21 protein-coding genes are annotated in these 17891 nt (G+C 58.4%); 10 read left to right on the plus strand and 11 right to left on the minus strand.

All coding sequences use genetic code 11. The annotated features are described in order from the left end of the window. The first annotated feature begins 135 nt into the window (after positions 1–135). The gene (locus tag AC2FLP_RS13690; RefSeq protein WP_299899516.1) at positions 136–825 is read left to right on the plus strand and encodes an outer membrane protein; all 690 of its coding nucleotides are present in this window, start codon (positions 136–138) and stop codon (positions 823–825) included. Between the two features lie 225 nt (positions 826–1050). Here the strand turns inward: AC2FLP_RS13690 and AC2FLP_RS13695 are convergent, their stop codons facing one another. Then, a complete protein-coding gene (locus AC2FLP_RS13695) occupies positions 1051–1701 on the minus strand; it encodes a peroxiredoxin (protein ID WP_117871788.1) in 651 nt (216 codons plus the stop codon). A gap of 213 nt (positions 1702–1914) precedes the next feature. Here AC2FLP_RS13695 and AC2FLP_RS13700 point away from each other — a divergent pair, with 213 nt between their 5' ends. Then, the gene (locus AC2FLP_RS13700) at positions 1915–3354 is read left to right on the plus strand and encodes an aldehyde dehydrogenase family protein (protein WP_496684222.1); all 1440 of its coding nucleotides are present in this window, start codon (positions 1915–1917) and stop codon (positions 3352–3354) included. Positions 3355–3413: 59 nt separating this feature from the next. Here the strand turns inward: AC2FLP_RS13700 and AC2FLP_RS13705 are convergent, their stop codons facing one another. Next, positions 3414–3851: a glyoxalase superfamily protein gene (locus AC2FLP_RS13705; RefSeq protein WP_496684225.1), complete on the minus strand. Its 438-nt coding sequence runs from the start codon at positions 3849–3851 to the stop codon at positions 3414–3416. Between the two features lie 175 nt (positions 3852–4026). After that, complete coding sequence (locus tag AC2FLP_RS13710; RefSeq protein ID WP_496684228.1) at positions 4027–4878, minus strand: bifunctional helix-turn-helix domain-containing protein/methylated-DNA--[protein]-cysteine S-methyltransferase; 852 nt, start codon at positions 4876–4878, stop codon at positions 4027–4029. A 116-nt stretch (positions 4879–4994) separates the two neighbouring features. Between AC2FLP_RS13710 and nth the strand changes: the two genes are divergently transcribed. Further along, complete coding sequence (nth, locus tag AC2FLP_RS13715) at positions 4995–5639, plus strand: endonuclease III (RefSeq protein ID WP_496684231.1); 645 nt, start codon at positions 4995–4997, stop codon at positions 5637–5639. Beyond that, positions 5636–6625: an adenosine kinase gene (locus tag AC2FLP_RS13720; RefSeq protein ID WP_496684234.1), complete on the plus strand. Its 990-nt coding sequence runs from the start codon at positions 5636–5638 to the stop codon at positions 6623–6625. Before nth ends, AC2FLP_RS13720 begins: the two co-directional genes overlap by 4 nt. Before the next feature lie 71 nt (positions 6626–6696). On the opposite strand, the gene trhA is transcribed toward AC2FLP_RS13720, so the two are convergent. Next, positions 6697–7338: a PAQR family membrane homeostasis protein TrhA gene (trhA, locus tag AC2FLP_RS13725; protein ID WP_496684237.1), complete on the minus strand. Its 642-nt coding sequence runs from the start codon at positions 7336–7338 to the stop codon at positions 6697–6699. Between the two features lie 66 nt (positions 7339–7404). Further along, complete coding sequence (locus AC2FLP_RS13730) at positions 7405–7899, minus strand: RNA pyrophosphohydrolase (RefSeq protein ID WP_496684240.1); 495 nt, start codon at positions 7897–7899, stop codon at positions 7405–7407. A 137-nt stretch (positions 7900–8036) separates the two neighbouring features. Between AC2FLP_RS13730 and AC2FLP_RS13735 the strand changes: the two genes are divergently transcribed. The 3 genes from AC2FLP_RS13735 to AC2FLP_RS13745 all read left to right on the plus strand — a co-directional run bounded on the left by AC2FLP_RS13735 (position 8037) and on the right by AC2FLP_RS13745 (position 10625). Continuing rightward, the gene (locus AC2FLP_RS13735) at positions 8037–10064 is read left to right on the plus strand and encodes an FAD-dependent oxidoreductase (RefSeq protein ID WP_496684243.1); all 2028 of its coding nucleotides are present in this window, start codon (positions 8037–8039) and stop codon (positions 10062–10064) included. Positions 10065–10248: 184 nt separating this feature from the next. Beyond that, a complete protein-coding gene (locus AC2FLP_RS13740; protein WP_299899528.1) occupies positions 10249–10398 on the plus strand; it encodes a hypothetical protein in 150 nt (49 codons plus the stop codon). Positions 10399–10406: 8 nt separating this feature from the next. Next, positions 10407–10625 (plus strand): hypothetical protein, encoded by a 219-nt coding sequence (locus tag AC2FLP_RS13745; RefSeq protein WP_117871769.1) that lies wholly within the window; start codon positions 10407–10409, stop codon positions 10623–10625. On the opposite strand, the gene AC2FLP_RS13750 is transcribed toward AC2FLP_RS13745, so the two are convergent. Continuing rightward, positions 10612–11052: a DUF4399 domain-containing protein gene (locus AC2FLP_RS13750; RefSeq protein WP_299899531.1), complete on the minus strand. Its 441-nt coding sequence runs from the start codon at positions 11050–11052 to the stop codon at positions 10612–10614. The genes AC2FLP_RS13745 and AC2FLP_RS13750 overlap by 14 nt on opposite strands. Before the next feature lie 226 nt (positions 11053–11278). Between AC2FLP_RS13750 and AC2FLP_RS13755 the strand changes: the two genes are divergently transcribed. Next, complete coding sequence (locus tag AC2FLP_RS13755; RefSeq protein WP_117871765.1) at positions 11279–12184, plus strand: LysR family transcriptional regulator; 906 nt, start codon at positions 11279–11281, stop codon at positions 12182–12184. Positions 12185–12236: 52 nt separating this feature from the next. On the opposite strand, the gene AC2FLP_RS13760 is transcribed toward AC2FLP_RS13755, so the two are convergent. Beyond that, on the minus strand, positions 12237–13154 hold the full coding sequence (locus AC2FLP_RS13760; protein ID WP_496684248.1) for a hydrogen peroxide-inducible genes activator: 918 nt from the start codon (positions 13152–13154) through the stop codon (positions 12237–12239). Positions 13155–13252: 98 nt separating this feature from the next. Here AC2FLP_RS13760 and AC2FLP_RS13765 point away from each other — a divergent pair, with 98 nt between their 5' ends. Further along, positions 13253–14215, plus strand: coding sequence for a sodium-dependent bicarbonate transport family permease (locus tag AC2FLP_RS13765; protein ID WP_117871760.1), 963 nt, complete (start codon positions 13253–13255; stop codon positions 14213–14215). On the opposite strand, the gene AC2FLP_RS13770 is transcribed toward AC2FLP_RS13765, so the two are convergent. Genes AC2FLP_RS13770 through AC2FLP_RS13785 form a run of 4 tightly spaced genes read right to left on the minus strand, consistent with a single transcriptional unit; the run spans position 14208 to position 17124 of the window. Then, a complete protein-coding gene (locus tag AC2FLP_RS13770; protein WP_496684253.1) occupies positions 14208–15110 on the minus strand; it encodes an OmpA family protein in 903 nt (300 codons plus the stop codon). The genes AC2FLP_RS13765 and AC2FLP_RS13770 overlap by 8 nt on opposite strands. Next, positions 15107–15664 (minus strand): peroxidase-related enzyme, encoded by a 558-nt coding sequence (locus tag AC2FLP_RS13775; protein WP_496684425.1) that lies wholly within the window; start codon positions 15662–15664, stop codon positions 15107–15109. Before AC2FLP_RS13775 ends, AC2FLP_RS13770 begins: the two co-directional genes overlap by 4 nt. A gap of 30 nt (positions 15665–15694) precedes the next feature. Further along, positions 15695–16405, minus strand: a complete 711-nt coding sequence (locus AC2FLP_RS13780) for a GNAT family N-acetyltransferase (protein ID WP_299899538.1) — start codon at positions 16403–16405, stop codon at positions 15695–15697. Beyond that, positions 16402–17124 carry a competence/damage-inducible protein A gene (locus AC2FLP_RS13785; protein ID WP_496684257.1) on the minus strand — a complete coding sequence of 241 codons (723 nt, stop codon included), beginning with the start codon at positions 17122–17124 and terminating at the stop codon, positions 16402–16404. The genes AC2FLP_RS13780 and AC2FLP_RS13785 overlap by 4 nt, the downstream gene beginning before the upstream one ends. Before the next feature lie 50 nt (positions 17125–17174). On the opposite strand from AC2FLP_RS13785, the gene sfsA reads away from it, so the two are divergent. After that, positions 17175–17873, plus strand: a complete 699-nt coding sequence (sfsA, locus tag AC2FLP_RS13790) for a DNA/RNA nuclease SfsA (RefSeq protein WP_299899540.1) — start codon at positions 17175–17177, stop codon at positions 17871–17873. Positions 17874–17891: the final 18 nt, after the last annotated feature.

Raw genomic sequence — 17891 nt, forward strand, 5'->3', positions numbered from 1 at the left:
GTGGCAGAACCTCGTACCTATTCACTCACACATTCCTAAAAACCTGTGAAACGAAGTGAAGGCCCGGCGCCTTTCTTTTTGGGCCAGCCTTGTCCACATCCATGGCATGCGGACTTTGGAACACTGGAGATGGTTATGTTCACGCGCCTCATTCTCGCCTCTTCGGCTCTGACGATCAGCGCAACGGCGCTTGCCGCGCAGAGCCTGGGCGACGGCACCTATATTCACGGCTTCATCGGCTACAGCCAGTTACAGGACAGCGATTTCACCGGGACGATCGGCGGCGCGACGCAATCGGTCGATACCGAATTCGACGCAGGTTTCGGACTGGGCTTCGCGATAGGTAAGGAAATCCCGCAATGGTCAAACGACATCATCGAAACGCGGATCGAACTGGAGCTGTCTTATCGCGACAGTGACGTGGATGGTGTGAACTTTACCGGCAATGGTCCGGGGCCCGAGGGCAATATCTCGGGCGACGTCACGCAGACCTCGTTATTTGCCAATGTGCTGTTCGATTTCAGACAGGCCGGAGTGCTGACACCGTTTGCCGGGTTTGGTCTGGGTGCCACCTATTCGGATCTGGATTTTTCTTATGGGCCGGGTGTGGCGCTGGACGATACCGACACCACCTTTGCCGCCCAGGTGATCGCCGGTGTGGCATATGACATCAACTCGTCGACAGCGTTCACCGTTGATGCCCGTTTCGCCCGTGCCTTTGATGTTTCGTCGCAGCGTCTGGCCCCCAACGGAGCTTTGACCGGCAACGTAGAGGACGATCTGGATATATTCAGCGTCAATTTCGGACTTCGCTATAATTTCTGATCACTTCGGGTGTCAGGTTTCGCTCCGGTTTCCTGCCCCTTTTTGCCCTCGCGCCTCAGGTGCGGGGGCCCCGAAAAACCCTGAAAAAACAGCGCGCGCTGGATATGCCGGTGGTCACCCGGCCTGCAACAACCGCCTGCTTCATCCGGCTAAAAACATCCTCGGGGGGAATCGTGCCGGCAGGCACGATGGGGGGCAGACAGCCCCCCTGACCCGGCAACCGGCTTACGACGGCGCCTTGGTCTTGCGCAGATAGGGAAAGATCGTTTCGAACTCGCCAAACTTGGCCTTGGCGTCTTCGTTCGACACGGTTGGCGGGATGATCACGTCTTCGCCCGGCACCCAATTGGCAGGCGTCGCAACGCCCTTGGCTGACATCTGCAACCCGTCAAGCGCGCGTAGAATTTCAGCAAAGTTCCGGCCCACGGTCATCGGGTACGTCATCGACAGCTTCAACTGCTTGTCCGGGCCGATGATGAAGACCGAACGCACCGTGGCACTGTCAGCCGGTGTTCTGCCATCGGGCAGATATGCTTCGGCGGGCAGCATGTCGAAAGCCTTGGACACAGCCAGACCTTCATCGGCGATGATCGGAAAACCGGGGTTGGCCTTGCCGTATTCCTCGATGTCCTTCTTCCACTTCTTGTGGTCCTCGACACCATCAACCGATACGCCGATCACCTTGGTGTTGCGGGCGGCCCATTCGTCATTCAGCTGCGCAACGGCCGAAAACTCGGTGGTGCAAACAGGGGTGAAATCTTTTGGGTGCGAGAACAGAATGGCCCAGCTGTCGCCAATCCAGTCGTGGAACTGAATGGTGCCCTGATCCGTTTCTGCCGTGAAATTCGGGACGGTGTCGTTGATGCGCAAACCCATGGGGCATCTCCTTTTCTGTGAAAAACCTGAGTCGGTCGTCTGGAACCTAATCACTTTGTGCACAGGTTAAACCAGCCATCGTGTCCAGGGATACGGATTTCGTGAGCCTGACCAGAAAAAAATTTGATCAAATTCACTATTGCTCAGCCTGTGCATGGGTGACAGAGTGGCCCCGAACAGCCGGCTTCAGGCGAACCTTCAGGAGGGCTCAGGATGATCGAAAAGCGGGATTTCTATATTAACGGTCAGTGGATGGCCCCGTCGCAGCCCAATGACTTCGAGGTCATCAACCCCTCGACCGAAGGGCCCTGCGCAATGATCTCGCTTGGCGCCGAAGCCGACACGAATGCAGCCGTTGCCGCAGCCAAGGCCGCTTTGCCAGGCTGGATGGCAACTCCAGTGGAAACCCGCATCGCGCTGGTGGAAAAGCTGGTCGAACTCTATGCAACCCGGGCAGAGGATCTGGCGCAGGCGATGTCACTTGAAATGGGCGCCCCGATCGATCTGGCGCGCTCGGCGCAGGCTGGTGCCGGCATCTATCACCTGAAGAACTTCATCCGCGCCGCAAGGTCGTTTGAATTCGAGCGCCCGCTGGGGGATCATGCACCGAATGATCGCATCATTTATGAGGCGGTTGGCGTTGCCGCTCTGATCACGCCGTGGAACTGGCCGATGAACCAGATCACGCTCAAGGTTGGTGCTGCTGCGATTGCGGGCTGCACGATGGTTCTGAAACCGTCAGAACAAAGCCCGCTGAACGCGATGATTTTTGCCGAGATGATGGACAAGGCAGGCTTCCCGCCCGGTGTGTTCAATCTGGTCAACGGCGACGGAGCGGGTGTTGGATCGCAACTTTCGGGTCATCCGGATGTTGATATGGTCAGCTTCACCGGTTCGACTCGCGCGGGCACTGCGATTTCGAAGAACGCGGCTGACACCCTCAAGAAAGTGCATCTGGAACTGGGAGGCAAAGGAGCCAACGTCATCTTTGAGGATGCGGACGAAAAAGCGGTCAAGCGCGGGGTGCTGCACATGATGCAAAACACCGGCCAGAGCTGTAACGCACCCAGCCGGATGTTGGTGCAGCGCCCGATCTACGACAAGGCTGTGGAAACGGCGGCCGAAGTTGCGAGCATGGTCAAGGTTGGCCCTGCCATGGAGGAAGGTCGCCACATCGGTCCGGTTGTGAATGAAGTTCAGTGGACCAAGATTCAGGACCTGATCCAGAAGGGCATCGACGAAGGTGCGCGGCTGGTTGCAGGCGGCACCGGACGACCTGAGGGGCTGAACAAGGGCTATTATGTCCGCCCCACGGTCTTTGCTGATGCAAATAACCAGATGACCATCGCCCGCGAAGAAATCTTTGGCCCAGTTCTGACCATGATCCCCTTCGACACAGAAGAGGAGGCTGTCGAAACCGCCAATGATACACCCTATGGCCTGACCAATTATGTTCAGACACAGGATGGTGCGCGTGCCAATCGCATGGCGCGGGCTCTGCGGTCGGGCATGGTCGAAATGAACGGACAATCGCGCAGCGCGGGCTCACCGTTCGGCGGCATGAAGCAATCCGGCAACGGGCGGGAAGGCGGAGTCTTCGGTCTCGAGGATTTCCTTGAAGTCAAAGCCGTCGGCGGCTGGGCCGCAGAGTAACTTCACCTGCGAAGCAGACAGATTGGGCGGGGCAACGCGGTTGCCTCGCCCATTACGCTCTATACGGGCCGCACCACAAGCTGGGGTTCGCCATCGGACGTGTGGCGTCTGGACCGACCGTCCCACCCAATCTCTCCGGTGACGCGCTGTCGAAATGCAGAGAAGCTGTCAAAGCGGACCACATCTACCGGCGTATCGAAATGCAGGGTCACTCGGCGACGCGCGCCATCGCCCAATACGATCATGCCGCGAATTTCGGCTGTGAACGCCTGACCCAAATAGCGTCCTTCAACCCGATCACCTACGCGCAGATGCATCCGGTTTCCGGACATCGCATGCAAGGTGTTCCAGTCTCGAACGCCATGCTGATGGGCCAGAAGTTCCAATGCCGCGCTATGCGACAGAGAAACACCCGTCGTTTTCAGTTTTTCCCGCAAGCGTTTTGCCTGCGCTTTCAGCTCTTCAACCGGAGCAACGGTTTGGGATCGTGTCATCATGTGCCTCGTTTCCTTGAACGGGCGCGAAATCAGGACGGGGCTCGCATTACCATCCGCGCGCCAAGAAAGGGCAACAGATGCATTTCAAAACCGGGTTTCACCAAAGCCAATGGCCGCGAACGGCAGGGGACCCGAACCTGAGGTGCCTTTTGGCAGCGGTCAGGCCGTCTGTCAATCAGGCGTCTGCCTGCGCCGCCTCGTAGGCCAGCATGGCACGCTTGACCGGCAATCCCCAGTGATAGCCTCCCAGGCCACCTGACTTGCGCAATGCCCGATGGCAGGGGATCAGCCAACTAACCGGGTTGCGGCCAACTGCCGTTCCCACTGCGCGAACTGCTTGCGGAGAGCCGACCCGTTGGGCGATCTCGGAGTAGGTCGTGACCTGCCCGGACGGGATATGCATCAGCGCTTCCCACACCTTGATTTGCAGAGGTGATCCGATCAGGAAAACCGGTGTTGGCTCCAACCGATCGTTGGCAGCGCCAAAAGCACTCAGCGCCCAAGGACGCAGGCGCATCGGATCTTCGACAAACGTCGACTTGGGCCAGCGCGAGATCATGTCTTCCATCGCGGCCTCTTCGCCGGTCTCGGCCCCGAAGGCCATGCCGCAGATGCCCTTGTCGGTACCCATGACCAGCGCGGGGCCAAAGGGGCATTCGAACCACCCCCAATAGATCGTCAGACCTTCGCCCTTGCGGGCATATTCGCCGGGGCTCATGGATTCCCACTTCAGGAACAGATCATGCAGACGTCCGCTACCGGACAGGCCCACATTGTGTGCCGTTTCCAGTGTTGTGAACCGTTCGCGCAGCAATGCCTTCGCATGGCCCAGTGTCAGGTATTGTTGGTACCGTTTTGGCGACACTCCGGTCCAACGCGAGAACAGGCGCTGGAAATGGGCCGGGCTCATATCCATCTGGCGTGCCAGTTCATCAAGGCTCAGGCCCTCGCCGCCCTGATCAATCAGGTCGATTGCGCGGCGCATGACGTTGTAATGGTATCCGCTTTCCGGGGTCTGGACGTTCATGGTTCCACCTCATCTTCTGACAAAACCATAGCGCGCAGGCCACGCTGCCGCGACCCGGAACTTGCGCATTGGCTTTGGGCTTGTGTCAGAGCCCGGTGGACGGCATTAAGGCCCGGATGGCAAAGCAACTCGACTATCATACGATCCGCGAGATTTTCACGCGCTTTCAAGAGGCCGACCCGGAACCCAAGGGCGAGCTGGAGCATGTGAACGTCTATACTCTGGTCGTCGCCGTGGCCCTTTCGGCGCAAGCCACGGATGCAGGCGTCAACAAAGCGACGCGCGCGCTGTTCAAGATCGCCGACACGCCGCAAAATATGCTGGATCTGGGCGAGGAAGGCCTGATCGAGCACATCAAGACCATTGGTTTGTTCCGCCAGAAGGCCAAGAACGTCATCAAGCTCAGCCGTATCCTCGTAGACGAATATGGCGGCGAGGTTCCCAATTCCCGGGCTGCCCTGCAATCCCTTCCGGGTGTGGGCCGAAAGACGGCCAACGTGGTTCTGAACATGTGGTGGCGACAACCGGCGCAGGCGGTGGACACCCATATCTTTCGCGTCGGCAACCGCACCGGTATTTGCCCCGGCAAAGATGTAGACACTGTCGAACGCGCCATCGAAGACAATATTCCTGCTGACTTTCAACTTCATGCGCATCACTGGTTGATCCTGCATGGCCGGTACCATTGCAAGGCGCGCAAGCCGCAATGCCCGACCTGCATCATCCGTGATCTCTGCCAATTCGAGGACAAAACCCTATGAAGACTTATCAACTGACCGGCATCGGAAATGCCGTTGTGGATGTGATTTCCCAGGCCGATGACAGCTTCCTGGAGCTGATGGGCATCGAAAAAGGCATCATGCAGTTGATCGAACAGGAACGCGGCGAGGTGCTGTACGCCTCGATGGAAAGCCGTGTTCAAACGCCGGGCGGCTCGGTGGCCAATACCATTGCGGGCGCAGGCGCACTTGGGCTGGATGCTGCGTTCATCGGCCGGGTTCACGATGACGCGCTGGGCCGTTTCTATGCAGATGCGATGAACGAGGATGGCGTCGATTTCGTGAACCCACCTGTACCCGGTGGTGAATTGCCGACGTCACGTTCGATGATCTTTGTGTCGCCCGATGGTGAGCGGTCAATGAACACCTATCTGGGCATTTCCTCGGAGCTGTCGTCTCAGGATGTCTCGGAAGAGGTCGCTGGAAACAGCCAGATCATGTTCCTCGAGGGGTATCTGTTCGACAAGGAAAAAGGCAAGGCGGCATTCCTTGAGGCCGCGCGCGCCTGCCATAAGAGTGACGGCAAGGCCGGCATCGCCATTTCCGACCCGTTCTGCGTGGAACGTCACCGGGTCGATTTCCTGCTGCTGATCGAAAATGAGCTGGACTTCGTGATCGGCAATGAGGCCGAGATCAAATCACTGTTCGAAACTGACGATCTGGAAGAAGCATTGGCCAAGACGGCCGCGATCTGTCCGCTGGTGGTCTGCACCCGCTCAGGCGACGGTGTGACCGTTCTGAACGGCGACACCCGCATTGACGTGCCGGTTGAAAAGATTGTCCCTGTTGATGCAACAGGCGCAGGCGACCAGTTTGCGGCGGGCTTCCTTTTCGGCATGGCCACGGGTCGGGATTACGAGACCTGCGCCCGCATCGGCAATGTCTGCGCCCGCGAAGTCATCTGCCATATCGGCCCACGCCCCGAGGCAAACATGCAGGAATTGCTGCACGCCGAAGGGTTGATGTGAACTCAAATCAGGACCCTCTTGATTTGATCTGAAAACGGTTCGGGGCACCCACGCCCCGGCCCTGCCGTTTATCAAGAAAACAGCGCCAGCCAGATTCCAACAAACATCAGAACTCCGCCCAGGTTCACCCAGACGTGCCATATCGCGTAACGAAACGGTAGTGTCTTTTGGGCGTAAAACATCGTTCCGATAACATAACTGGCTGCGCCACCCACAATGCACCAAAGTGTGGCTGTGGGAACAGTGGTCATGTCTGGGATTGCCCCCAGACCAATGCCACCCAAACCAAGGTATGACGCTGTCGACCATCGTGATTTGACCGTTTCATTTGCGATCTTGTTCCAGACGGCTGCGATGGTCAGGCTCCAGCATACCCATAGCAGCGTCATGGTCCATGTCGTGCCCGCCTGAACGAAGAACGGCGTGAATGTCCCGCAGATGCTGGGATAAATCGCGGCATGGTCGATACGACGCAGCAGTTTGCGACGGTCATGCCAGGGCGCAAAATGATAGGCACAGGACGCAAGGTTCGACGCAAGCGCACAGAGAACATAAACAATGACCGCAAGAAGCAGCGCGGAATCCAAACGCTGATAGGCGTTCATGATCAGCAGGCTGCCAGCCGTCAGGATCAGGGACAACCCGAACACATGGACGACCATGTCGGCAGAGCGATGCGCGCGTACGGAGCTGGGATAGGTCGTTTGAGTCATGACAGGCCGGTTATGAACGGCTCAGCGCTAAAAGCCAGCCTGGAAAATGTCCAACTTTCCCAAGCGTCAGGCCTTTTTGCCCAAATAGCTGTCAAAAGCCTTCAGCACTTGTTCATACACCGTGCGTTTGAACGGTACGATCTCTTCGATCAACCGATCAGGCGCCTGCCATTTCCAGTGTGAGAATTCGGGGTGATCGGTCGCGATATTGATCTGATCATCTGCCCCGATAAAGCGCAGCAGATACCATTTCTGTTCCTGCCCGCGATAGCGACCTTTCCAGATCTTGGGCACGATGTCGTGCGGAAGATCATAGCGCAGCCAGCCATCGGTCTCTGCAACGACCTCGACTAGATCCGCAGTCACGCCGGTTTCTTCCCACAGCTCGCGCAAGGCTGCGTCGCGCGGGTCTTCTCCCTTGTCCACGCCACCCTGTGGCATTTGCCAGGCGTCCTTGTGGCGATCATTGCGCTGGCCGACGAAAATCTTGCCCTCGGCATTCATCAACATCAGCCCGACGCAGGGGCGATAGGGCAGTTTGGCGATTTCTTCGGGGGTCATGCGCGGCCTCATCGGGTTGTTTCGACCACCTCTAGCAATCACCGGCGCAACAGCAAAGAGGGTGACGTGGGGTTTCGCGTGACAAAGTTGACGCGAACGTCAATCTAACACGCAAATTCGGGAGGGAGAGTTTCGCCATGACTGCGTACCCAAACATGCTGGCCCCGCTGGATCTGGGCTTTACCACGTTGAAAAACCGCGTGCTGATGGGCTCGATGCACACCGGGCTTGAGGAAACCGGCGACTGGAATCGGGTGGCCGAGTTTTATGCAGCGCGCGCTCGCGGTGGTGTGGCGCTTATGGTGACGGGCGGAATTGGGCCAAACCTTGAAGGCTCGGTCCTGCCCGGCGCTGCGATGATGACCAGCGACAAGGATGTGGCCAACCATTCCATCGTCACCGACCGGGTGCATCAGGCGGGCGGCAAGATCGCCATGCAGATCCTGCATGCGGGTCGCTATTCCTATGGCCCCAAATGCGTGGCGCCCAGCCCGGTGAAGTCGCCGATCTCGCCCTTCCCACCGAACGAGCTGGACGAAGAAGGTATCGAGAAACAGATCAGCGATATCGTGAACGCCGCCGTGCTGGCCCGGAAGGCGGGCTATGACGGGGTCGAGATCATGGGGTCGGAAGGGTATTTCCTCAACCAGTTCCTGGTAACCCATACCAACAAGCGCACCGACCGCTGGGGCGGGTCCTATGAGAACCGGATGCGCCTGCCGCTGGAAGTGGTGCGCCGCACCCGCGAGGCAGTGGGCAGTGATTTTATCATCATCTACCGCCTGTCGATGATCGACCTGGTGCCCAATGGCTCGACCTTTAACGAGGTGGTGCAGCTGGCGCAGCGGATCGAGCAAGCCGGGGCCACGATCATCAACACCGGCATCGGCTGGCACGAGGCGCGGATTCCGACCATCGCCACCAGCGTCCCGCGGGCGGCCTTTGCCTGGGTGACCAAAAAACTGATGGGCAAGGTGGGGATTCCGGTCATCACCTCGAACCGGATCAACACGCCGGACGTGGCCGAACAGGTGCTGGCCGAGGGCTGCGCCGACATGGTCTCGCTGGCCCGGCCGATGCTGGCGGATGCGGATTTCGTGAACAAGGCGGTTGCTGGCGAAGCCACGAAGATCGCGCCCTGCATCGCCTGCAATCAGGCCTGTCTGGACCACACCTTCAGCGGAAAGCTGACCTCCTGCCTGGTGAACCCGCGCGCCTGCCACGAGACCGAGCTGGTGATCGAAAAGACCGACGCGCCCAAGCGCGTGGCCATCGTGGGTGCGGGTCCGGCGGGCCTGTCCACGTCGATGACCGCCGCCCAGCGCGGACATGACGTGACCGTGTTCGACAAGGCCGACGAGATCGGCGGGCAACTGAACATGGCCAAGCAGGTGCCGGGCAAGGAAGAGTTCTGGGGGCTGGTGGACTGGTACAGCACCATGCTCGACACGCTGGGCGTCAAGGTCGAACTGGGCCGCGAGGTTGGCGCCGATGATCTGACCGGGTTCGACGAGGTGGTGATCGCCACCGGCGTCAATCCGCGCGACCCGCAGATCCCCGGAGAGGATCGCGACAATGTCGTGAACTATATCGACGTGCTGCGCGACAAGGCCCCGGTGGGCAAGTCGGTGGCCGTGATCGGTGCGGGCGGCATCGGCTTCGACGTGTCGGAATACCTGCTGGAGGAAGGCCACTCGCCCACCACCGACTTGCCCCTGTGGATGAAGGAGTGGGGCGTCGCCGATCCCGAGCAGCACCGCGCAGGCCTGGCGCCCGAAGGCCCGCAGCCCGAGGCGCCCAAGCGCCAGATCACGCTACTGCAGCGCAAGAAACAGGCGCATGGCAAGGGGCTGGGCAAGACCACCGGCTGGATTCACCGCGCGACGCTGAAGATGAAGGACGTGAACTTCGTGGGCGGCGTGAATTACGAGCGCATCGATGACGAGGGGCTGCATGTCTCGTTCGGAGAAGAGCGCGCCGACCCGACTGTAATCCCTGTTGACACTGTTGTATTGTGTTCAGGTCAGGTTTCAGAGCGGTCACTGGCAGATGCACTGATCGAGCGAGGAGTCACACCACACGTGATCGGCGGTGCGGATGTGGCCGCAGAGTTGGACGCCAAACGCGCAATCAATCAGGGCACGCGCCTGGCCGCAACGTTTTGAAACGAATTTCAAGTTACGTTGAGGAAAGCCGTCTCTAATGAGGCGGCTTTTTTGTGCTGCTTGACTTAGGTGTTATCAATGTACGTATGTATCACATGAGTCATAAAATAGAACGAACCAAACAGGAATTCGGATTGAGAAACGCCTGCTGAAGGTCCTCAAGGGACTGGCGGAGTCATTGGACATGACCCTTGGTTATCTGATCGAGGGCATCGCCCTGCACAGCTTCGAGAACAAACCGGCTTTTTCCAAGGAAACGCTGGAGAAGATCAAGCAGCTCAAAACCGTCTATGACCTCGACTGGACGGCCGAGGACAGTCACCGTTTCAAGTAGGACGAGAAATGAGCGCCGAGATCACCAGCGCGTTTGAGGCACATGCCATCGACAATACGACGTTCGGACATGCCGAACATGTTCAGGTCGCCTACGATCTGTTGCGCAAGTATGACTTCATCGATGCGGCCGCGATCTATGCCAAGGGACTCCGTACACCTGCGACCAACGCAGGCGCCCCGGACACGTTCAACCTGCGACTGGGCATGCGGACTACTCCACGGTAATCGTAATCACTTCGGATACAATCGGTGTGGCATGTGGCACGTGCCCGGCGTCGCCCAGAACCAGTTGCAATGTGTGCTGGCCCGATGGCAGGTCCAGCGTCACTTCGGTCTGACCGCCTCCGAAGTGTATGTGGTTGTCGTCGGCGGGCAAACCATTGGCCAACTCATCTGCACCATCCTCACCCTCACCCAGCGGGGGACGGTCAAGCAGCAGATGGTGGTGTCCGGTGTTTTCTTTCTCGGTTCCCGCTGGAGCGACCCCCATGCCGCTGAGGCCAAAGACAACCGTGACCGGTGATTGCACGGTGTCACCGTCCGACAGGTTGACGAAATAGACCTTTGCATCGGGATTCGATGAGGTCTCTCCTCCGGCGTGTGCAAAACCCGCCGAAAGGCAAAGGGCAGCAATGGCGAAAAAGGTCTTCATGATTTCTCCCTGGTCACAAAAATGCCATTCTCAAGGTAACAGCTTAGCGCGATTTCCCAGAAAACACAGCATCACAATGCCTGAGACGAGATTGGAAACCACTGTTTCTGCGTTTCCCATACGCAAACGATCCGATTCAAATCCCTGATATTATCCCATGTCTGCCCCGTTTCCGCCCAGATTCAGCGCCATAGTCAGGACGGAAATCAAGATCTGGGGAACGAGTATGGACCGACTGACCGAAATGGAAGCCTTCGCCAATGTGGTGGACCAGGGTGGCTTCACCGATGCGGCCAAGAAGATGGGCATCTCCAAATCAGCCGTGTCCAAACACGTATCGAGCCTTGAAGCACGTCTGGGAGCGCGACTGTTGAACCGTACCACGCGCCGGGTGTCACCAACAGAAATCGGGCTGGCCTATTATGACCGCGCGCGCCGCGTTCTCAATGATGCAGGAGAAGCGGATTCACTGGTCACGTCGATGCAATCAGCCCCATCTGGTCTTTTGCGCATCAGCGTTGCCACGGATTTTGGCGTAAATCACCTGTCACCTGTGCTGTCCGAGTTCCTTGCGGCCTACCCCGACATCACTGTGAACATGGTACTGAACAATCGTTACGTCGAACTTATTTCCGAAGGATTTGACGTGGCCGTCCGCATTGGTGAGCTGGAAGACAGCACGCTGCGGGCCCGCAAACTGACCGAAACCGTCAAACGCATGGTCGCCGCGCCCAGTTATGTCGAAAGATTCGGCCGCCCACAGAAGATCGACGACCTGAACGAACACAAGCTGCTGCATTATTCCAGCCAGTCCTCGGGCAATGTCTGGAAACTGACCGCGCCATCCGGCGAAAAGCGTCAGGTTCGAACGGCCGGATGGTTGAGCGTGAACGATGGCCAATCCCTGTTGAACGCGGCGGTTTCCGGTTTGGGTATCGCGTATCTGCCCAGCTATCTTTACGCAGAAGCCTTGAAGGCAGGGCTGGTTGTCGATGCCATGCCATCCCTGCCCGACGAAGTTCAAGGCGTTTACGCGGTCTACCCGCCCGGCCGTTTTACACAACCCAAAGTGCGGGCTTTCATTGATTTCCTCGTCGACTCTTTCCACGAGAAGGGTCCGATGGACTGGTAATTTCTCCCTGAAGACCAACCTTTGGCCCGCATGTAAAAGTGCGGGCCTTTTTTTATGGACCGATCACAGACAGCCCCATGGACCGGGCGGAAGAGCGCAGGCTGTCGGTCAGCACATTCTGACCCCGCGGCGGGGTTTCGGAACTGCGTGCCAAAAGGGCGATATCGCGATTTGCATTGGCAATGGAGAGTGGGCGCAACCGCACCTCGTCGCGGTAGATCCCCTGTCTGCGAGCATAAAGATCAGGCAGTACCGCAACACCAACACCCGAAGCCGCCATCAGGACAATGGAATCAAGTGTCGTGCCTTCATACTCATCCGAAACCACCCCACCGCATTCTGCCGCCAATGCATAGACGATGCGCGACAGGCGGTGGCTTTGATCCAGGGTGAGAAAAATCCGGTTCTGAAGATCTATGGCACTGACACCCTGCAAATCCCGCGCCAGAACGTCATCTACGGCAACCGCGACCCAGAGAGGTTCGTTGAACAAACGGTGTTGCACGGTATTCGGATGGTCTTCGGGCGTGGACAATATCAGGTCAAATCGACCGGATTTCAGACCCTGTTCCAGATCCAGTGTGTTTTCCTCGCGCACGACAATGCGCAACCCGGGGCGAATCTGGTGCACCTGTTTGATGGCTTGCGGCAACAGATAGGGCCCGATCGAAGGCAATACCCCCAGTCGCAACCTTCCTCCGACGGGCATATCGTTCAACATTGCATGGCGCAGGTCCTTGACCTCTGCCAGAATCTTCTGCGCGCGCAAGATGAGCTCTTCACCCTTTGTCGTCACTTGGATTCCACCACGGTTACGATCAAAGATTCGAACGCCAAGTTCTTGTTCTACAGTCGCAATTTGCGTCGACAGGCTGGGCTGGCTTACATTCAGCACCTCGGCGGCCAAACTGAATCGCCCAAGGCGACTGACGGTAACGATGTATTCCAACTGCCGCAATGTCGGGCGCATTTCATAGCCTGAAACTATTTATTACTTAGAAAGATAGTATTTGGCGAAATCTGTTTTGCAAGGCACCTAACCCGAAAACGAGGGGTCAGGAGTCAAATATGCCCGGAGTGATCGAGACACTGTCCAGCAATCTGCTGGTGCCTACCATATTGTTTTTTGCTCTTGGGCTTTTGGCGGCCTTTGTACGCAGTGACCTGTCCATTCCGGCGGGCGCGGCCAAGTTCATGTCGCTTTACCTGTTGCTGGCCATCGGGTTCAAGGGCGGTGCCAGTCTGGCTGCGCATGGCATTCACCTGCAACTGTTCCTGACACTGCTGGGCGGTGTTGCTTTGTCCTTTGCCATCCCCTTCGTGGCCTTTGGCCTGCTCAGGGTGATGACAAAGCTGGATGCGCTGAACGCGGCGGCGGTTGCAGGGCACTATGGTTCGATCTCGATCGTCACCTTTGTCACCGCCACCAGTCTGCTGGATCTGGTTGGGCTGTCCCATGACGGATTCATGGTGGCCGTTGCGGCTGCGATGGAGGTGCCTGCAATCCTGTCGGCGCTTTGGTTGGCGCACAGGACCGGAAGCAATGGTGTCAAGGATGACAAGCTGTGGCGCGATCTGCTGGCCAATGGCTCGATTGTTCTGCTCACCGGTGCCTTCCTGATCGGAGCCATCACCGGCGGCGAAGGTATGCAGATGATCGCGCCCTTCATCGTTACGCCTTTCACCGGTATCTTGTGCCTGTTTCTGCTGGATATGGGCCTGTCGGCAGGGCGCAGCCTGATCGGCAATCGAGACAAGCTGTCGGTTGGCCTGTTCGCCTTTGGTGTCTTGATGCCCCTGATTGGCGCAGTAATGGCCTGGGCGGTAGGTGCCGTGATCGGACTGCCACAGGGCAGCTTGTTCCTGTTCATGGTGCTGTCAGCCTCGGCGTCGTATATCGCGGTTCCCGCCGCGATGAAGATCGCCCTTCCAAAGGCCGAGGCCGGGATTTATCTGACCTTGTCGCTGGGGGTGTCGTTTCCGTTCAACATCACCGTAGGATTGCCGCTGTACCTGTGGTGGATCAGTTGACGAGCAATACTGCCTCGACCCGACGGTTCAGATCGCGCCCTTCCGGGGTTGCATTCGATGTAAGCGGAGACAGATAGCCAACACCCTGCGCTTCGATTCGGTCGGGTGCCACGCCATGTGCATCAATCAGGCGGGTTCGCACCGCCTCGGCCCGGCTTTTGCTAACCGAAATATTCGCCTGCAAGGCACCAGTATCGTCGGTGTGCCCCACCAGTGCCAGACGCGTTTTCGGGCTGTCAGTCAAGTATCCGGCCAACAAGGTCAGTGAGACAAACGGTCCCTCGCCCAGGGCAACCTCGCCCGTTGGAAAATGCAGATCATCCAGGATCACGTGGCCCGTTGTCGCCAAGGCCTCCAGCAACCCGACCGTACCCTCTACGGCTTGCTCGACCACCACAGGGTCCGAGTCCGGTGCATCTTGAGGCGTCACCCGGATCATCTGCACGTAGCCATCCGGGGGATTGCGGCTGACCAGCAGACTAAGGGCAACCGCCCCTTTGATCGCCGACAGAAAACGGTAATCCTGAATGGCGACATACATATCCGGGGTTGGCACGACCTCGGTGCCAAAGCGAAAGTCGAAACCACCGCAAGCCCGCGCGTCGCATTCGAACAGGATCTTGTATCCCTGCGCCTCGATCTGTTCCCGCAGCGGGGCGAGAAGCTGCAATGTCGTGCTCGACCCTGCCTGAAGCCGCCACGTATAGCGTTCCACGCGCCCTTCGAGAGTGTCTGCGGGCACAGAGCCATTCGCATACGGCCCCGTTGGCAGATCATAGCTGTCCAGCGGAGACGTCCGGTCACTGATCTGACGGGCACTGGCCGGTAGGGTCAGGTCCTGCGCGGCAACAGATCCTGTCATCAGCAGGGCTATAAGGGCGGCGATGCGGATCATCGAAACTGTGCGTGATATTCTTCGTTGGGCACCATCGCCGTTGCGCTGGCCACCCGGTTTGACATATTGAAAAACCCGGCGACATTGGCGATGTCCCAAATGTCCCGGTCAGTAAATCCGGCGTCTCGCAATTTCTGTCGGTCGGGCTCTTCGATCTCTGCGCTGGCGGTGGTCATCTTGGCAGCGAAGTCCAGCATCGCCCGTTGACGCGGCTCCAGCGGCGCGACGCGGTAGTTCATCACAAGCATCTCACCCAGTTGCGGATTGCCCGAAAGCTGACGCACCACCGCCCCATGCGCGACAAGACAGTAGAAGCACTTGTTGATCGACGAGACGACTACGGCGATCATCTCGCGTTCTAGCTTGGTCAACCCACTGTCAGCCAGCATCAGGTCGTTATACATCGCGGTGAATGTGTTCAGCTTGTCTATGTCAAATGCGTTGGCTTTCAGCACATTCGGCACCATGCCCAGTTTTTCGATACAGATATCAAAGTATTTCTGCGTTTCCGGCGGCAGCGGATCAACCATGGGCAGGTTCAGCGCGGTGGGCATGTCTTTTTGTGTCACGGCGACCTCTTCAGTTCAGACAAGATGACGGTAATGGTATTCGCCTGCGATCTCCATCCCGAGGGCGCGATAAAGGCCGTTGGCGCCCTCATTGGCTTTGGTGCAGATCACGCTGAGGTTTTGCGCACTGTGATCCCGCGCCCAGAATGCTGCTGCGCGCATGGTCCAGTGGCCTAACCCCTGTCGGCGATGTTCGGGAAGGATTTCAAGCGCGTGGACCATTGCAGTGTCTGCATGCATCGCCACAAAAGCCACGCCGCTGGGTTTGTCGTTGTGACGCAGCAAAAACCCTGTCTTGGGGCCCTTGGCGCGTTCCATCACCGCGATCCGCTCGGGTCCGATCCCGCCCGAGGCCCAGATGTCGCGCATGATCTCAAGCGGTTCCCAGATCGAAAACACCATGACCGGTGGGATTGGCTGATCGGTCAGTCTGGAGACGGGACAGGCATAGATGTTCACCGGGTCAAGAATATCATAGCCCCGCTGGGCCAGCTTTGCATCCAGGACTTCATCCCCCGGGCGCAGACAGAAGATGCGTTTCTGCCCCATGGCCTGCATTGCGGCCTCGGCGGCGTCGATATCGTCTTCATTGACCGGACCCAATGCACTGGCCGCTGATACGCGCGACCCTCCGCCCTGCCCCTCACGCAGCAGAAACGGGCCAAGCCGCTGATAGCGTACGGCGGGCCAGGTTCCGTCGACTATTTCCGCCCAGTTATCGCTCAAAGCTCAAGCTCTTTCGCCAGGCGGGTGGTGGCCGCGTCGATCCGGCCTCCATCGGTGCCGCGCACAACCACGTTGGCCCCGAAGGCACCGTTGATCTGAAACGGGTAGCAACCGATGGACAGGTCGCTGAAAACTTCGGCCAAGGCCGACAGGGTTGCGGCGATATCACCTTCTCCGCGGTCCACACGCAGAGTTTGCGACAACAAAGGTCTGCCTCCGGTCAATGTTGGCAAAACGCTCGCTACCATCGCTTGAAAAACAGAAGGCACACCTGCCATGACATGCACGTTCGCAAGCGTGAATCCGGGGGCTGTTGAAACCGGATTTTCGATCAGCGTCGCACCGTCCGGAATACGCGCCATGCGCAAGCGGGCGGCATTCAGTTCCAGCCCGGATTTGTCGTAATGGGCCTGCAAGAGCGCGCGCGCGTCATCCCGCACATCAATTGGTGTATCGAAAGCGCGGGCAATACAATCGGCCGTGATATCGTCATGGGTCGGGCCGATGCCGCCGCTGGTGAAGACATGGTCATAGGCGTCGGACAGCACTTTGACGGCCGCTTCGATGGCGGAGGCGTCATCGCTGACAATGCGGACCTCTTTCAGGTCGATGCCGTGTTTTGTCAGCTCCTGCGCCAGAAAATGCATATTCGCATCGCGGGTGCGACCCGACAGGATTTCATCCCCGATCACCAGCATTGCTGCGGTTGGATTGGCCATGGCGCTCTCCCCTCTTGATCGTCCTTGGGGGCAGGTATAGGCCCTGAACCATGCGATTTGAAACCCCTCTTGTTCCCGCCCGCCTGATCCGCCGCTACAAACGCTTTCTGGCCGATTGCACGCTTGAAGATGGGCGAGAGGTTACGGCCCATTGCGCCAATCCGGGGTCGATGATGGGGCTGGCCGAGCCCGGCGAAAAGATTTGGCTGGAGCCAAACGACGATCCGAAGAAAAAGCTGAAATTCGGATGGCGGCTGGTCGATCATGAGAACGGGCATTTTACCGGGGTCGATACCTCGGTTCCGAACCGGGCGCTGCGCACTGCTTTGGAAGCCGGTGAGATTCCCGAACTGGCCGCCTATGACATCGTTCGGCCCGAGGTGAAATACGGTAACAACAGCCGCATCGATTTCCTGCTGACCGGGCCGGGCCTGCCGGATGCCTATGTCGAGGTGAAAAGCGTGACACTGTCACGCCAGCCTGGGCTGGCCGAGTTTCCCGACAGCGTCACAGCCCGTGGTACCAAGCATCTGGGCGAGTTGGCCGCGATGGCGTCACAAGGGCACCGGGCGATCATGCTGTATCTGGTGCAACGTACGGATTGCGACCGGTTTGCGCTGGCCGCAGATATCGACCCGGCTTACGCTGCGGCCTTTGAGGGCGCACGGGCGAAAGGTGTTGAACGGTTGGTTTACGGAACGCGTATTTCGCCAAGGGGTATTTTGGTAAACTCGTCAATCAATTGTTGAGAGAAAACTCAGATGAAC

Source organism: Ruegeria sp. CDSA141, assembly GCF_059612005.1.

Excerpts from the sequence above, each read along its gene's own strand:
- AC2FLP_RS13750 (WP_299899531.1), bottom strand. The coding sequence starts at position 11,052 with ATGAAGACCTTTTTCGCCATTGCTGCCCTTTGCCTTTCGGCGGGTTTT.
- AC2FLP_RS13690 (WP_299899516.1), top strand. The coding sequence starts at position 136 with ATGTTCACGCGCCTCATTCTCGCCTCTTCGGCTCTGACGATCAGCGCA.
- AC2FLP_RS13700 (WP_496684222.1), top strand. The coding sequence starts at position 1,915 with ATGATCGAAAAGCGGGATTTCTATATTAACGGTCAGTGGATGGCCCCG.
- trhA (WP_496684237.1), bottom strand. The coding sequence starts at position 7,338 with ATGACTCAAACGACCTATCCCAGCTCCGTACGCGCGCATCGCTCTGCC.
- AC2FLP_RS13755 (WP_117871765.1), top strand. The coding sequence starts at position 11,279 with ATGGACCGACTGACCGAAATGGAAGCCTTCGCCAATGTGGTGGACCAG.
- nth (WP_496684231.1), top strand. The coding sequence starts at position 4,995 with ATGGCAAAGCAACTCGACTATCATACGATCCGCGAGATTTTCACGCGC.
- AC2FLP_RS13745 (WP_117871769.1), top strand. The coding sequence starts at position 10,407 with ATGAGCGCCGAGATCACCAGCGCGTTTGAGGCACATGCCATCGACAAT.
- AC2FLP_RS13710 (WP_496684228.1), bottom strand. The coding sequence starts at position 4,878 with ATGAACGTCCAGACCCCGGAAAGCGGATACCATTACAACGTCATGCGC.
- AC2FLP_RS13765 (WP_117871760.1), top strand. The coding sequence starts at position 13,253 with ATGCCCGGAGTGATCGAGACACTGTCCAGCAATCTGCTGGTGCCTACC.
- AC2FLP_RS13735 (WP_496684243.1), top strand. The coding sequence starts at position 8,037 with ATGACTGCGTACCCAAACATGCTGGCCCCGCTGGATCTGGGCTTTACC.
- AC2FLP_RS13770 (WP_496684253.1), bottom strand. The coding sequence starts at position 15,110 with ATGATCCGCATCGCCGCCCTTATAGCCCTGCTGATGACAGGATCTGTT.
- AC2FLP_RS13760 (WP_496684248.1), bottom strand. The coding sequence starts at position 13,154 with ATGCGCCCGACATTGCGGCAGTTGGAATACATCGTTACCGTCAGTCGC.
- AC2FLP_RS13785 (WP_496684257.1), bottom strand. The coding sequence starts at position 17,124 with ATGGCCAATCCAACCGCAGCAATGCTGGTGATCGGGGATGAAATCCTG.
- AC2FLP_RS13730 (WP_496684240.1), bottom strand. The coding sequence starts at position 7,899 with ATGACCCCCGAAGAAATCGCCAAACTGCCCTATCGCCCCTGCGTCGGG.
- AC2FLP_RS13720 (WP_496684234.1), top strand. The coding sequence starts at position 5,636 with ATGAAGACTTATCAACTGACCGGCATCGGAAATGCCGTTGTGGATGTG.
- AC2FLP_RS13740 (WP_299899528.1), top strand. The coding sequence starts at position 10,249 with ATGACCCTTGGTTATCTGATCGAGGGCATCGCCCTGCACAGCTTCGAG.
- AC2FLP_RS13775 (WP_496684425.1), bottom strand. The coding sequence starts at position 15,664 with ATGCCCACCGCGCTGAACCTGCCCATGGTTGATCCGCTGCCGCCGGAA.
- AC2FLP_RS13705 (WP_496684225.1), bottom strand. The coding sequence starts at position 3,851 with ATGATGACACGATCCCAAACCGTTGCTCCGGTTGAAGAGCTGAAAGCG.
- sfsA (WP_299899540.1), top strand. The coding sequence starts at position 17,175 with ATGCGATTTGAAACCCCTCTTGTTCCCGCCCGCCTGATCCGCCGCTAC.
- AC2FLP_RS13695 (WP_117871788.1), bottom strand. The coding sequence starts at position 1,701 with ATGGGTTTGCGCATCAACGACACCGTCCCGAATTTCACGGCAGAAACG.